Origin of the sequence: Peptoclostridium litorale DSM 5388 (genome assembly GCF_900141635.1) — a bacterium.
Classification (GTDB): domain Bacteria; phylum Bacillota; class Clostridia; order Peptostreptococcales; family Peptostreptococcaceae; genus Peptoclostridium; species Peptoclostridium litorale.
Map to the genome: position 1 here is coordinate 19,741 of NZ_FSRH01000013.1, position 15,287 is coordinate 35,027.

Below are 15,287 nucleotides of genomic sequence, written 5' to 3' on the forward strand. Positions count from 1 at the left end.
ATTTTTCATTTATATGCCACCGCTTTTCCCCAGCATTTTCAATATCGTTGCAACCATGTCATAGTAGTGGGTCCCCCTCCAATACACCTTGCCGCAGCCTCTGCAGATGTAGTACTCGTCGCACCAGTCCCTCACCTTTGGAGGCACCTGCTTCTTTGCCTTGTCAAACTCAGGCGAGCCTTCTGTGAGCCTTTCTATTTTTCCATTGCACTCAAGGCATATCGCAAGCGGCCTTATGCTGTCTTCCAGATTGAAATACTCAATCACCTCAGCCGCCTGCAGCACGGGGTTTGAATTCCTTATTATGAGTCCTCTTTTGACTATTGACCTCATAAGAAGCCCCCTGTCCCTTGTAAGGAGTATCCGGTCTTCATCCGCAGATATCCTGGCTATTTCAGGATCGTCAATTCCAGTATCGTAAAAAACGTCAAACCCAAGCATCCTAAGATACATCGCAAGCTTTCCAAGATGAACATCCAGAATGAACTTCGACTCATCTCCACACGTATTTTCACCACTTTCTTTCATAAGACTGAGTTTTGGATACACGCTAATCCTCTCATGCCCTTCCAGTATGTGGTCAAACCCCGCTTCATCTCCGTCTACAAGTATCCTGTGGACTTCCACATGAGGCACACCCATGCTTTCTATAAGGTCTTTCACAGACCTCTTTCCGTAAAAGCATACTTCTATGTCACTTTGCCTTTCATTTTTATCCAAGAAATAGTTGAGGTCCGCATAAATCCTTATTATCACGCAGTTTTTAAAGCCGCCCACCCAAACTCACCCCCTAAAATATTATCTGAGTATCAGTGCCTCTGTAGTACCTTTCAAATATATGCTCCATATCCCCAGGATTTATGCACCTGCCGTTGTCCCTTATGAATATTCTTATCCTGTCATCCCTTTCATAAAACATTTCAAAGTCAGTTTCTGCAAGACCGCTATTCCTGCGACCATTTTGAATCTCAATGCGACCAATGCTTCTTGTACATTCTCATTCCCCCTCTTAATTTCACCCGCTGGAGAAATATGTCCAGAAGTGACCAAATTATGCCCGAAAACCGATTCAGGCGCATTCCACGGGGTAATAAGCTAATAAATAGACTTTTAAACTGATATTTAAAGGGAGGTTTGATTTATGACTAAACTAAGCGTGATGTCCAGGCTCAGCACAATCGAGAGCATGAATTCTGATGACGAGAGAAAACTGAATGAGGCCGGAATACATTCAACATCCGAACTGTTCGAAAGATGCACCTCAAAAGCTTCAAGAAAATCGCTTGCCAAAGAAACCGGAATACCCGAGCATTTCATGCTCAGATGGGCTACGGTACTTGACCTCGAGAGGATAAAGGGAGTCGGAATGGAATACGCGGAGCTTCTCGAGGCCTGCGGCGTGGACACCGTTCCTGCGCTTGCAAGGCGAAATCCGGAACACCTTTTTGAAAAAATAGTCGAAGTCAATGCCAAAATATCTCTCGTAAAGAAACTCCCTACCCAAAAGCAGGTTGCAGACTGGGTTGAACAGGCCAAAGAACTTCCAAGGATGATATCATACTAGACAGGAGATGAGTTTATGGACTTTAAAAAGATGGCGCAGGGCCTTATGGGTCATAAAAAAGATTTGGACACCAGCGGCATAGACCTTTCAAGCCTTATAACAGACAGCTTCATATCGGAGCACTCCAGTTTTTCAACCGTGCTTGAATTTTTGAAAGCCAGCGGCTTTGGAGTAGACAGCATGGAAGGGTTAAGCGGCATACCGGTTGAAAAGCTGAATGAATATATTTCAAAAGTCACCGATTTTAACGACTGGCCTCAAATGCTTAAAACGGCCATGTCAATGCTGCAAAAATAATGTATAGTCTGCAAAAGCTCCTGTGTTTTAAACTTGCAGGAGCTTTTGTGCGCTTTCACACATGCACTTTTTGCAAGAGCTTGAAACTCCTGGCATTCTTCCGCAACCCCTCTGATTCCAGATACTACACATCAGTCAACATAGCCTTTCAAAAATAAATCTTTCTTTAATATGTCCAATCTCCCCAATAGGAATTGACATCTTCTCAATAAAAGGATATCCTCAATAAGAATGCACTTTTATTGCCTATTGACTGTAAATATAAATTTTAAAATAAAGGAAGATTATAATGTCAGAAAAAAACTTTAACTTTGTTGACGAGGTCAGAAGAAGAAGAACCTTCGCCATCATATCCCACCCGGATGCCGGAAAGACAACTCTAACCGAAAAATTCCTTCTTTACGGTGGAGCTATTCGTTCAGCAGGCTCCGTAAAATCGAGAAGGTCCCAAAAGCATGCCGTTTCAGACTGGATGGAGATTGAAAAGCAAAGGGGAATATCCGTAACATCGAGTGTTCTCCAGTTCGAGTACAACAATTTTTGCATCAACATACTAGACACTCCGGGACACCAGGACTTCAGTGAGGACACATACAGGACACTAGTGGCGGCGGACAGCGCCGTTATGGTTATCGACTGCTCAAAGGGTGTCGAAGACCAGACCAAAAAGCTTTTCCAGGTCTGCAAGATGAGGGGAATCCCAATATTCACATTCATAAACAAGATGGACCGCGAGGGAAGGGACCCTTTCGAGCTTCTTGAGGACATAGAAAACGTGCTTGGGATCCGTTCATGCCCTGTCAACTGGCCTATAGGCTCTGGAAAGGAATTTGTGGGGGTTTTCAACCGCCACAAAAACCAGGTTGAGCTTTTCAACGACGGAAACCACGGTCAGGCGATAGCGCAGTCTACAACAGGCGACATATCGGACGAAAAATTCACAGAGCTTCTTGGCCAGTCGCTTCACGAGCAGCTTCTAAGCGACATAGAGCTTCTTGACATAGCGGGCGACAATTTCGATATCGACGAGATACTCGCAGGAAACCTCACGCCTGTATTCTTTGGAAGCGCCCTTACAAACTTCGGCGTCGAGCCGTTTTTGGAGTCGTTCCTGGACATAACCACTCCTCCCAAGGCGAGAATGAGCGACCTGGGAGAAGTCAATCCGGAGTCTGACAACTTCTCAGGATTCATATTCAAAATACAGGCAAACATGAACCCTGCCCACAGGGACAGAATTGCATTCCTTAGAATATGCTCGGGCAAATTCGAAAAGGGAATGGCTGTAAACCACGTCCAGCAGGGCAAGAAGATAAAGCTTTCACAGCCTCAGCAGTTCATGGCCCAGGACCGTGTGATAGTGGACTCCGCGTATCCTGGAGACATAATAGGAATACACGACCCTGGAATATTCAACATAGGGGACACCCTGTGCCAGGACCAGTCAAGGCTCAAGTACAAGGGGATTCCACAGTTTGCGCCTGAGCACTTCGCCACGATATCTGCAAAGAACTCTATGAAGAGAAAGCAGTTCCTGAAGGGGATAAGCCAGCTTTCGGAAGAAGGGGCTATACAGGTCTACAAGCGTCCCAACACCGGAGTAGAGGAGCTTATAGTAGGGGTTGTCGGCGTGCTTCAGTTCGAAGTCCTTGAATACAGGCTTAAAAACGAGTACGGCGTGGACATACTGATGCACAAGCTTCCATACGGCCATATCCGTTGGATTGAAATGGAGAACTTCAACTACACAAGATTCTCGCTTGCAATGGACACGGTAGTTCTTGAGGACAAGGACCAAAACCCGGTTATACTTCTTCAAAACGAATGGTCTGTAAGAAATGTCCTTGAGAGAAACGAAGGCCTTGTGCTTAGAGAGACTTCGAGGGTTGACTAACGGCACTTTAAATCAAATGTATAGACAAGCAATTAAAAGCCCATGGAATTTTTCCATGGGCTTTACTTATCTCTTATGGCTTGCTAATCTTTTACGCTGCAACAGCCTCCTCCTTCTTCTGCTCCAGATGTGTACACATTGCATGGAAGTCTCGAAGCCATTTTATTCTTGCAAGATCCCTAAGGTCTATAACTATTCCCGTCGCCTTCTGCCTTATGGCTTCCATATCGTAGAGCTCGCAATTAACAAAACCGCCTTGGTCCCATATGTACTTGCACGGCTCATAGTCATCCCAATTGTTTTCAAAATACTTCACCTTCGCAAAGCAGAGCCTGTGTATGTGAAATATCATCCCTATAACAGTGGATTTTCTCGCAAGCTTGTGAGAAAAATATTCTTGAGTAGGGTATTTTTCCTGAATTTTTTCCCAGTAAAGCCTTGAATTCGAAGTAAGACCGTACTTGTCGAGCACTTTGCACTTTTCCCCAGTCAAATCTCCCCTGAGGAGAGTTTCCCTTGTTTTGTAATCGCAGCTTCTTAAAAAGTCCCAATCCAAAGCAAGCACCTCCATATGCTGATTTTTTCACACTATTTATACTATTATTATATAATTAGTTTTGGCATTTACTCAAATTGTAAAATATCATTAAACGGATATATTCTATAAGAAAGCCTAATAGCAATAGAATTCAAAACAAAAGGGGAGGCCCTGCACGCTCAGTGCAGGGCTTCCCCTTTTTAGTCTGTTCTTTTTCAATCTTTTGATATTGCTCTTATACTGTTTTTCTTTTATCTTTATTCACTTGCTAGTACTCTTTTATGCTGTTACTTCCACGTTTCACTCTCATAAGGCCAAAAACTACACCCCTTTACACCAGCTCTTTGAAAAGCTCCTTAGTAGCAGGATATATCCTCTTGAACTTGCCGTACTTGTCGTTGTAAAGCTGGACATTCTCTTTCACAGGCTCTATGCTCTCTTTGACCTTTATAAGCTCCCTGCACGCGTCCTCTACGGAATCAAACAGCCCGAATCCAACGGCTGCAAGTATCGCCGCGCCGTATGCAGGCCCGTCGTTCGCCTGAAGCTTGTTCACTTTAACGTCGAGCACGTCGGCCATTATCTGGCACCAAAGCGGGCTGCTCGATCCCCCGCCGCTTATGCTTATCTCGCTTATGTCGATTCCCATGTCCCTCATTATCTCGAAAGTGTCCCTCAGCGAAAATGCAACGCCTTCAAGGACTGCGCGGGTCATGTTGCCCCTGCTGTGGGTCATGTCCATTCCTATGAACGTTCCCCTGCAGCTTGGATCGTTGTGAGGAGTCCTCTCGCCCATAAGATACGGAAGATAGAATATCGTGTCGTCTATTTTAGTTCCGCTGGCCTCTTGTAGAAGTCCGTCGTAGTCAGAAGACTTGTTTATCTCCTCCACCCACCACTTAAGCGACGCAGCCGCCGCAAGAGTAACGCCCATGAGGTGGTATTTTCCGTTTGCATGGCAGAACGAGTGCAGGCTGTTGCTTCCGTCCACGAAGAACTTGTCAGTCGAGCTGAAAACTACTCCCGAAGTTCCAAGCGAAACCGAGCAGGCTCCGTCTCCAACTACTCCGCCGCCGACAGCTGCAACCGCCTGGTCTCCGCCGCCTATTACAACCTTCACGTCATTTGAAAGTCCAAGCTCACTTGCAAGCTCCGCCCTTATGGTTCCGACAGGCTCGTAAGATTCGTAAAGCTTCGGCAGCTGCTCCTGTGTAACTCCAAGCACTTCCATCATGCCCTTGGACCACTTTCTGCTCTTTACATCAAGGTAAAGCGTTCCCGACGCGTCGGACATGTCCGATGCGAAAACTCCTGACATCTTGTACGCCAGGTAGTCCTTGGGGAGCATGAACTTTTTGGCCTTTTCGAAGTTTTCAGGCTCATTCTCTTTAAGCCAAAGGACCTTTGGAGCCGTGAATCCCGTAAGCGCCATGTTCCCAGTCCACTTTGAAACCTTGCTTTGTCCTATCTGGCCGTTTAGGTATTCGCATTCCTTTGCAGTCCTCTGGTCGTTCCAAAGTATTGCAGGCCTTACCACTTCGTCGTTTTCATCAAGAGTGACCATTCCATGCATCTGTCCGCTGAAGCTTACAGCCTTCACCATGCTCTTGTCCATTCCGCCCAAAAGCTCCTTTAGGCCTGAAATGGTCTGATCCCACCAGTCATTTGGACTCTGCTGAGACCAAAGAGGCTTCGGAAGGTCAAGAGGGTACTCCTTGCTCACCGACTTTGCCACGGCTCCATTTTCGTCCACTGCGATTATTTTTACAGATGTAGTCCCAAGATCTATGCCTATAAAATACATATGCTTCTCTCCCAGCCTATTTGATATTGATTACAGCTTTTACAACGTCGCTTGCATTGTTTGAAACAAAGTCAAATGCCTTTTTAGTGTCTTCAAAGTCAAACTCGTGGCTCACTATGTCCCTTACGTTTATCGCTCCGCTTGCGATTGCGTTTATTGCAACAGGGTAAAGGTTTCTGTAACGGAATATTGTCTTAAGCTCGCCTTCCTTGCCCATGAGCTTCATGAAGTTGAACTCCACCTCGTCCTTAGGAGTCATTCCCACAAGCACTATGCATCCTCCAGGCATTATAACGTCCACAGTCTGCTTCACTGTTATGTCTGCTCCCGCAGTGTCTATTGAAACATGGGCCATCTTCCCGCCTGTAAGCCTTTCTATCTCCTCTATTACATTTGCCTCTTTCGCGTTTATAACGCTTGTAGCCCCAAGTTTCTTCGCAGTTTTGAGCCTGTTTTCCAAAACGTCTACAAGTATTATGTTTGAAGCACCTCTTGCCTTGCAAGCCAGGAGAGTCACAAGCCCTATGCAGCCAGAGCCGAATATCACAACAGTATCCCCAAGCTTTACGCCTCCCTGGTCAGCCGCGTGAAGTCCAACCGCAAGAGGTTCGACAAGCGCGCCTTCCGCATTTGAAACCCCTTCTGGAAGCTTGAAGCACATGTCCTCCGGGTGAATCACATAGTTTTGAAGTACTCCGTGATACGGCGGAGTCGCGAAAAACTCCACATCAGGGCACAGGTTGTACTTTCCAGTCTTGCAGAATTCGCACTTTCCACATGTCTTTCCAGGCTCAAGGGCAACCCTGTCTCCGACTGCAATATTGTTCACTCCGCTTCCGATTCGGACAACTTCTCCTGCGCATTCATGGCCCAATATGAAGTCTCCCTCCACAACGAAATCGCCTATTTTGCCGTGCTGATAGTAGTGAACGTCAGAACCGCACACTCCTACCACGTCAACCTTTATAAGAACGTCCTTTTCTCCCACCTGCGGAACCGGAACATCTTTAACCACCATGTTGTTTGTACCCTGCATGAAAAAAGCCTTGTTTTCCATTATATAGCCTCCCTGTTTTCATTATTTATTCTGCACTACCAAAATTGGTACATGACCTCTGCGGGTTCATGTACCAATGGATGTTTTACACTATTATTTTATAGCTCCTGCCTTTTTGTGCATTTCTATATACTCTGCAACATTGTCTGTTGTTATTAGAGGGCAGTCTATGTCTATGTCTATTTGCTCCTTTTCTCCAGTAAGAAGCTTGTTAGATGTGTCCAGTAGAGCTTCTGCAAGAGCGTAAGCACTCTGAAGGCTTGTAGAAGTCATTTTTCCATCTTGTATCAGAAGACACGCTTCTGCAGTTCCATCAACACCGTAGGCAAGTATTCCGTCGTACTGTGAGTTGTCTTTTACAACTTCAAGGGCTCCTGCTGCCATGTTGTCGTTCATTGCTATTACAGCGTCTATCTTATCGTTAGCCTGTACCCATGTCTCCATGTAGTTCATAGCCTCGTCCTTGTTCCAGTTGGCTATTTCTTGTCCAACTATCTCTACGTCAGGACGCTTTGCAAAGAATTCCGCTTTCCAGCTTTTAAGTCTTTCATCAGCGTGGAAGTTCCCTGGAGGCCCCTCAAGCACTACAACTTTTGCACCTTGAGGTATTTGCTCAACTGCAAGGTCTGCGTTCACCTTGGCCTGAGTGTATGGGTCTGCGTCTACTGAAGATGCTCCTTCTATTCCCGATATACGAGCGTTTGTTGTTATTGTTATTATTCCTGCAGCCACAGCTTTTTCAGCGTATGGCCTTTGAGCTTCGCCGTTGTTAGGCTGTATTATTATAGCGTCGTAATTGTTTGTTATAGCGCTTTCGATTAGAGCGTTTTCTGTATCGTCTGAAGCCTGTCCGTCAAATACGTCAACGCTTATGTTTTCATACTTGTCTGCTTCCTCTACAACTGCATTTGCAAGCCATGCTGCAAACGAGTCAGCCTGAGCTCTTGCTATGTACGCAACTCTGTATCCGTCCTTTTGCTCACTGCTTGCCTCTTCTTTTGCTCCACAGCCTGACAGCATTGAAACTACCATCATCATGGCCATAAGAACTGCTAACCACTTCTTTTTCACTTAAATTCCCCCTTGAATTTTAATGTTTTATTAAAATAGATTTCTCTATGTTAATACTGCTTCTTTTTAGCTTGCCTTTTCTATGTTTCCGAGCTTTCCTTTCGTCCTTCTGCTCTTGGCCCATATGTCGTATATTACGGCAAGCGCTATTATCGCACCTCTTACTATCTGCTGAAGGTATGAGTTTACGCCTGTAAGAACCATTATGTTGTCAAGAAAGCCCACTATGAAAGCGCCCGCAAGCGTTCCAGACGCCGTTCCGATTCCTCCTGTAAAGCTTGTTCCACCTATTACCGCAGCTGTAAGGGCCTTGAACTCGTATCCCACTGCTCCGTTTGGCATTCCGCCGTTTACACGCGACATGAATATCACGCCTGCTATTCCGACGAATATACCGTTTATTATGTACGCCTTCATTTTGACCCTGTCAACGTTTATGCCAGAGGCGTTTGCAGCCTCCTCGTTTCCACCTATGGCGTATATCGACCTTCCGAATATGGTGTGCTTTAGTATGTATCCAGTGATAAGCAGAATCACTACAAGAAATATTATAGGGGTAGGTATTCCGGCTATGGATCCCTGTCCAAATTTCACGTAGTCCCCTATCTGGTATATGTTTTGTCCGTTGGTGTAAAGAAGGGCCGCTCCACGCGCCATTGCCATCATGGCAAGAGTTGCTATGAACGGAGGAGCCTTGAACTTTGTGACCATAAGGCCATTAAGCATGTTGCATATCACCCCTACAGCTATAGCCACTGCAAATGCAATCATTAGCGAGCCAGTGCCTGCATACGTCGAAACAGAAAAGACTCCTGCAAGCGCAAGCACCGATGCCGATGAAAGATCAAGCATTCCGCATATTATAAGTATTGTCTGCCCGAATGCAAGTATAGTTCCTACTGCAATCTGCCTTGATATGTTCGAAAGGTTGTTTGGCGTTGCAAAGTTTTCATTTGCTATGCAGCATACTGCAAAAAGCGCCACTAGAACCATGAAAATGCTGTATTTGCTTTTTATGTCAGCCCATTTTTTCGATTTATTCTTACTTAGCATTTGTATTTACCTCCTCAATGCCTGTTGCCTCTGTGGCAAGTCTCATTATGTTCTCCTGAGTGAACTTGTCCTTTGTCAGCTCTCCCATGATCCTTCCCTTTGCCATTACGTATATCCTGTCGCACATACCTATCAGCTCCGGAAGCTCGGACGATACTACTATTATCCCTTTTTTCTGCTTTGCAAACTCGCTCATGAGCTTGTATATCTCGTATTTGGCGCCTACGTCTATTCCCCTTGTAGGCTCGTCGAGTATTAGGACATCGGGATCTGTGAGCATCCATTTGGCCAGTATCACCTTCTGCTGGTTTCCTCCGCTCAGGGCCTCTATTGACGTCTCAAAATCAGGGGTCTTGACGTTCATCTTCCTGCAGTAGTGCGAAACCTTCTCGTTTTCGTCTTCAGCGTGAAGCCTTCCCCCGTGTATGAATTTTTCAAGGTTCGAAAGCGAGACGTTTTCTCGAACGCTCCTGACAGGAATTATTCCAAACCTTCTCCTGTCCTCGGAAAGCATTACCATTTTCTGTTCTATGCTGTCCTTAACGCTTTTTATGTCGGCCTTTTGTCCTCTTATGAAAACTTCTCCGCCGTGGTATTCGTCAAGCCCGAAAAGCGCCCTCATTACCTCGCTTCTTCCTGCCCCCATGAGTCCTGCGAATCCAACTATCTCGCCCTCGCCCACGTTGAAGCTCACATCGCTGAATTTGCCCGGACTTGTAAGACCATTTACTTCAATTACGTTTTCCCCTATCTCGATTTCCTCTTTTGGGAAATTGCCCTCAATCTTTCTTCCTACCATCTGGGCTATTACAGTGTCCATGTCGTACCCAGAAACCGGCCTTGAATCCACAACGCATCCGTCCCTGAACACCGTTATCTCATCGGCAATTGTGAATATCTCATCCATCTTGTGAGATATGTATATTATGCTTGTGCCTCTTAATCTGAGCTCGTTTATCTTTTCAAAAAGCACGCCCACTTCCTTTTGCGTGATTGCTGAAGTCGGCTCGTCCATTATTATTATCTGTGAATTGTAAGATATGGCCTTTAATATCTCTAGCATCTGTATGTCCGATACGGTAAGGTCCTTTAGCTTTGTATCAGGAGAATATTTGAGGTTTTCCCTCTCCAAAAGCTCCAGAGTCCTTCTTCTTATCTCACTCCAGTCCACCCTGCCGTACTTGTCCTTAGGCCAGTTTCCGACAAAAAGGCTCTCTTCTATTGTCATCTCCGGAATGTAGTTGAGCTCCTGGAATATCATCGATATGCCAAGGCTTCTCGCCTGTATCGGATTCTTTACCTCCACGGGCTTTTCGTCGATGAGTATCTGGCCGCAGTCAGGCTTGTATATCCCGTTTATGATCTTCATAAGCGTGGATTTTCCCGCGCCGTTCTCGCCGCATATCACATGAACAGTTCCCTTTTTTATGGCAAAACTGATTTTATCTAATGCCTTGACTCCAGGAAAGGATTTTTCAATATTTGAAATTCTAAGCTTCACTTCTTGACCCATAGTTCTTGTCTTCTCCTTTCAACTGTCGTTTCTTGTAAACACCTATTTCATGATATCCCTAAAATTTTATTCGATAAATGCATTATATTAATTTGAACACATTTAATATTACTCAAAAAAGCATAAAAAAAAATTAAGCCCTGTTTTCTTATACTTTTTTAATATTTCGAGGAACTATTTTAACAAAAAATAGTCCCATTTGTTCTGACAGCCCTATATGACATTGCATTTCAATCCAATGTGACATCTTATATAACCAAAGCTGACATACTTATTCACAAAAAAGACCTCCACATTGCATGTGCAATTGTGAAAGTCTTCATTCAAGCCAGACAAATTATATCCAATAACTGATTACATGCGCCCATGATTCTAAATGAGCTCTATTTTCTTCAAGAACAGGTTTTAGAAACTTTAAATGCACATGCAGTCATTCTTTTTTGTGCTGAAACCAATTTAATTTTTGTAAAAATTTTTACTCTCTCCTAATCATTCTATTTTAAATTTAGATAGCCCAACCTGAAGATTTTGAGCCATATTCCTGGTATTGACGGCACTTTCAGATACTAGCTCCATAGCAGCCAACAGCTGTTCTGTCGATGCAGAAACTTCTTCAGTGCTTGCAGATGATTCTTCCTCGCCGGCCGCTATAGTTTCAATCATGCCCACTATTTCATTCTTGCTTTTTCCCATTTCCTCAGTGTTCTTATCCATATGCAATACCTTTTTTCTGATTAATTCTATAGATTTTGAAATTTCAAAGAATATGTTTTCATTTTCTATAACAGCTCTATCTTGCTCCTGCAACACACTGCTGGTTTCATTGACAGCGATAACAGCCTCCTTTACCTGCTTTTGAACATCATCTATAAGGCTTTTTATGTTTTCTGATTCTTTTGACGATTGTTCCGCTAAATTTCTTATCTCATCAGCAACTACAGAAAAACCCCTGCCATGTTCTCCTGCCCTAGCCGCCTCAATGGCCGCGTTTAAAGCAAGTAAATTGGTTTGTCTGGATATATATGTTATTGCATCTATTATTGTTCCTATTCTTTCCGATGCATCGTTTATTCCGATAATTATGCCCTCGATTTGCATTACCGACTGCCTTGTAGCATTCGCTTTTCCATCCAGAATTTTCACCTTTTCCAGCCCGCTACTGTTCAACTCGCTAATGCCAACTGACATTTGGTCCATTTGAAGCACTGATTTTGAAACCTCTTCTATCCTGTCTGCCAGATTATTTACGGAGTTCACACTTTTTTCAAGACTTTCCGCTTGCATTGCCGCACCTTCGGCCACCTGATTAATAGCTTTTGTTATCTCAGAAGTTGTTTCTGCTGACTGTTTTGACATTTGAGAAAGAGCATCAGATGAAGTAAGCAGTTCTTTTGAAGAATTCCTTACCGTGAGCATCAATAGCTTTACCTCTTTTTGCATTTTTTCTATTGCTCCTGCAAAATCACCCAACTCGTCTTTCTTTTTAATGAATTTTTCTGGTATATTCCTTGTATAGTCTCCATCAGCAATAATGCCGGCCAAATCTACTATAGGCCTCGAAAGTGAATTCCCAATATAAAAAGCAACTATGGTCCCAATTATTAAAACAATCAGTGCCACGCTCATAATCTGATTTCTAAGCTCTGCAGAAAATCTGTTTGCAAGCTCAATGGCTTCTGATTTTGGAACCCCTATAAACAAAACACCTACAATTTGCCCCGATTCATCTAGAATAGGGTCATAGGCAGTTATGTAGTTTTTCCCCAATATGTCGGCAGTTCCAACATAGCGCTTTCCATTAACCATATCACTGTATGCATCGCTATCCTTTCCCAACAGCGTACCGATTGCCCTTGTACCTTCGCTATTTACAATATTTGTGCTAATCCTTTCAAAGTCATCACCTTTTTTTACAAATATGGTTGCAGCGTCTCCCAAATATTTTTGAATTTCATCGACCATTTCATTTCTTCCTTCTATTTCCTTTCCGTTTGAATCGAATAAAACTCCTTCCCTATAACTGATTTCATTAAAATGCTTTTCTAAATACAGATGTGCTGAATTTATGTCCGATTCAATTTTTGATGTCATTGTAAAGTCTATTATGTTGTTAATACTCTTTGATGATTTCACTACCGAAAGAATTCCTAAGCATAATGACGAAAACATCAACAATGCCAGAATAGATGCTGTTAAATTGATCTTGATACTTGCTTTAATCTTTAACATTTTATAATACTCCTTCCTGATATGTATTTTGGTTACACAGTCCATACGGGGTAGTTAGCCTTTATATTAACAATAATATAAAGTCTACTATATTCCAATATGTTTTTGAAATTTTGTATTTAAAATCATTAAAAATTTCGATGACTTATGTATTATGGCTTGCCTACACCCAATTAGACAGAAAAATAATTTTATGTCTAGTTGGGTTTTCGATATATTCAAGACTTCCAGTATATAGAAAGATTGAAGATATACGAGCATGGAATTGTTGTAAGTTTAACAAATCGCGCTGTAACTTATGTACGATAACATTAAAAACAGCTATATCCACAAACGTATATGTATCCAAGTTTTCTTTCAAACTTACAAGCTCCACGCCCTTTCTCTCCAAATCTTCCACAATATCCAGTGAGTCTTTTGTTGACCTTGCGAGCCTGCTGAAATCATGGACATATATTGCGTCGTCCTTTCTTGCGAACTCCAGAAGCTCTTGAATCTGAGGCTTGTTGATCTCTCTTGCAGACATCCTGAGGGTTCATACCTCACATGTCCATAATATGAATTTTATTTAATGTCCTGCATTCCACATGGTTTCATATAATGCAAAAGACCTCCGCACTTGGAGGTCTTTTGCATGTCACTTGCCCACTATTCCGATTTCATCCTTGCCTTTTCCCTGTACTGGGAAATGGTCATTCCCGTTATTTTTTTGAACACCTTGCTGAAATACTGCTGGTTTGTGAATCCAACGTCCTCGAATATCTCCTTTATCTTGAAGTCCGTCTTTAAAAGCAGCTGCTTTGCTTTTTCTATCCTGAGCTTGTTTATATAAAGGGACATGTTCTCGCCTATCTCCCTTTTAAACACATTGCAAAGGTAGTGCTTTGAAAGACTCAGCTCGCACGCCACGTCTTCAAGCGATATCTTCTGCTCGTAGTTGTTTTCTATGAAATACAGAGCCTTGCTTATTATCCACTTCGAATTCTTGTATCTAGATATTTTGATCTCCCCAAGAACGTCCTCCATGAATTTAAGCGCCAGCTCGGCTATCGATTCAAGCTTTTTGGAGTTTATTATCTCGTAGTGGTAGTGCTCGTAGTGCATTATCTTTTCGCTCTGTGAAAAAAGCTGCCCGTAGTTTTTGAATATGTCACCTACAAGTCCCGAGTACCATATCTTGACCACTGCGGGCTTTATCATTTTGCTGTTGAACTGCCCGTTCATGTGCAATATAAGTTCTCCCAGCTTTTTAAGCTTCTCCTGGCCCATGTACTCTATGAAAACATTGTTATATTCCTTTTTAAGGTGGAACACGTCCGCTTCGCAAAAGCTTATGTTGCTTGTGTTGACTATAAAAAATGACTTCTCACTCTCGTAAAAAAGTATCTGCTCTTTTTGTATGAAATTTTCATACGCCTCCCCCGCCTCTTCCAGGCTGTCAAACGGGTCTGTATACACTACGCTGAGTGATATGTCGAAATACTGGTTCGAGGCGTTTCGAATCGACGCTATTATTCTGTTTATTTCAACCATGCTGATTTTTGGAGAAGACACTAAAAGCGTGTACTTGTTTATTTCGTTGCTGTATATGTACTCAATTCCCGAGTCAGACAGCTTCTCGAATATTATGCCTGCCATTGCATCGTTTATCTTTCTTTGCCCAGGCCTTTCCCCGTTTCCCTGAAGCCCGTCATCTTGAATTGATATGCTTGCAAACACGAATCTGGTGTCATGTATTCCAAAACCGGCTTCGCTGCAGCGGCCTATCGTCTTGTCGTCCAGCTTGAAACCATTTCCAATCATATCTCCAAGCAGTACCTTCTTCATGTCATTAATGTTCATTTTGACTATCTCCTGCTGTATCGCCGCAGAGCTTTGCTCCTCAATCCTTGATTTCATGGACTTCATGACGGATATGAGCTCTTCGTCCTCAACCTCGAACTTGAGTATATAGTCGTCAGCCCCAATCCTGAGGGCCTCCCTTGCAGAATCAAAGTCGTCGTAGCATGTGAGCACTAGTATCTTTACATTCTTGTTTTTCTTCCGTACCTGCTCTATAAGCCAGAATCCGTCTTTTTTAGGCATTTTGATGTCAGTTATTATCACATCCGGGTAGTGTTTTTTATACTGCTCAAATCCCTGCTCCCCGTTTGACGCCTCCGCCACAACGGTAAATCCTATAGCTTGCCAATCAATTGTAGTTTTAAGCCCCACCCTCACCAGAACTTCGTCGTCTACGATCAAGACCTTATACATAAGCACCATCC

14 protein-coding genes are annotated in these 15,287 nt (G+C 43.4%); 3 read left to right on the plus strand and 11 right to left on the minus strand.

Annotation, left to right across the window (positions count from 1 at the left end):
* Positions 1-9: 9 nt before the first annotated feature.
* A complete protein-coding gene (locus tag BUQ87_RS11615) occupies positions 10-777 on the minus strand; it encodes a Mut7-C RNAse domain-containing protein (protein ID WP_052635920.1) in 768 nt (255 codons plus the stop codon).
* Between the two features lie 13 nt (positions 778-790).
* A complete protein-coding gene (locus BUQ87_RS15440) occupies positions 791-919 on the minus strand; it encodes a sensor histidine kinase (RefSeq protein WP_143182469.1) in 129 nt (42 codons plus the stop codon).
* Between the two features lie 222 nt (positions 920-1,141).
* Here BUQ87_RS15440 and BUQ87_RS11620 point away from each other — a divergent pair, with 222 nt between their 5' ends.
* The 3 genes from BUQ87_RS11620 to BUQ87_RS11630 all read left to right on the plus strand — a co-directional run bounded on the left by BUQ87_RS11620 (position 1,142) and on the right by BUQ87_RS11630 (position 3,755).
* Positions 1,142-1,564 (plus strand): DUF4332 domain-containing protein, encoded by a 423-nt coding sequence (locus tag BUQ87_RS11620; protein WP_200774467.1) that lies wholly within the window; start codon positions 1,142-1,144, stop codon positions 1,562-1,564.
* 15 nt (positions 1,565-1,579) lie between these two features.
* Positions 1,580-1,861, plus strand: coding sequence for a hypothetical protein (locus tag BUQ87_RS11625; protein WP_038262126.1), 282 nt, complete (start codon positions 1,580-1,582; stop codon positions 1,859-1,861).
* Positions 1,862-2,150: 289 nt separating this feature from the next.
* Positions 2,151-3,755, plus strand: a complete 1,605-nt coding sequence (locus BUQ87_RS11630; protein WP_038262129.1) for a peptide chain release factor 3 — start codon at positions 2,151-2,153, stop codon at positions 3,753-3,755.
* Between the two features lie 91 nt (positions 3,756-3,846).
* On the opposite strand, the gene BUQ87_RS11635 is transcribed toward BUQ87_RS11630, so the two are convergent.
* The 9 genes from BUQ87_RS11635 to BUQ87_RS11675 all read right to left on the minus strand — a co-directional run bounded on the left by BUQ87_RS11635 (position 3,847) and on the right by BUQ87_RS11675 (position 15,276).
* On the minus strand, positions 3,847-4,311 hold the full coding sequence (locus tag BUQ87_RS11635; RefSeq protein WP_038262133.1) for a hypothetical protein: 465 nt from the start codon (positions 4,309-4,311) through the stop codon (positions 3,847-3,849).
* Positions 4,312-4,624: 313 nt separating this feature from the next.
* On the minus strand, positions 4,625-6,097 hold the full coding sequence (xylB, locus tag BUQ87_RS11640) for a xylulokinase (protein WP_038262136.1): 1,473 nt from the start codon (positions 6,095-6,097) through the stop codon (positions 4,625-4,627).
* A gap of 16 nt (positions 6,098-6,113) precedes the next feature.
* Complete coding sequence (locus tag BUQ87_RS11645; protein ID WP_038262139.1) at positions 6,114-7,154, minus strand: NAD(P)-dependent alcohol dehydrogenase; 1,041 nt, start codon at positions 7,152-7,154, stop codon at positions 6,114-6,116.
* 93 nt (positions 7,155-7,247) lie between these two features.
* Complete coding sequence (locus tag BUQ87_RS11650) at positions 7,248-8,225, minus strand: sugar ABC transporter substrate-binding protein (RefSeq protein ID WP_038262142.1); 978 nt, start codon at positions 8,223-8,225, stop codon at positions 7,248-7,250.
* Between the two features lie 66 nt (positions 8,226-8,291).
* On the minus strand, positions 8,292-9,278 hold the full coding sequence (locus BUQ87_RS11655; protein ID WP_052635921.1) for an ABC transporter permease: 987 nt from the start codon (positions 9,276-9,278) through the stop codon (positions 8,292-8,294).
* Entirely contained in the window at positions 9,268-10,791 is a 1,524-nt protein-coding gene (locus tag BUQ87_RS11660; protein ID WP_038262146.1) for a sugar ABC transporter ATP-binding protein, read from the minus strand. The genes BUQ87_RS11655 and BUQ87_RS11660 overlap by 11 nt, the downstream gene beginning before the upstream one ends.
* Before the next feature lie 489 nt (positions 10,792-11,280).
* Complete coding sequence (locus tag BUQ87_RS11665) at positions 11,281-13,020, minus strand: methyl-accepting chemotaxis protein (protein ID WP_038262150.1); 1,740 nt, start codon at positions 13,018-13,020, stop codon at positions 11,281-11,283.
* A 163-nt stretch (positions 13,021-13,183) separates the two neighbouring features.
* The gene (locus tag BUQ87_RS11670; protein WP_052635922.1) at positions 13,184-13,546 is read right to left on the minus strand and encodes a recombinase family protein; all 363 of its coding nucleotides are present in this window, start codon (positions 13,544-13,546) and stop codon (positions 13,184-13,186) included.
* 122 nt (positions 13,547-13,668) lie between these two features.
* Positions 13,669-15,276, minus strand: a complete 1,608-nt coding sequence (locus BUQ87_RS11675) for a response regulator transcription factor (protein ID WP_038262153.1) — start codon at positions 15,274-15,276, stop codon at positions 13,669-13,671.
* Between the last annotated feature and the right edge of the window lie 11 nt (positions 15,277-15,287).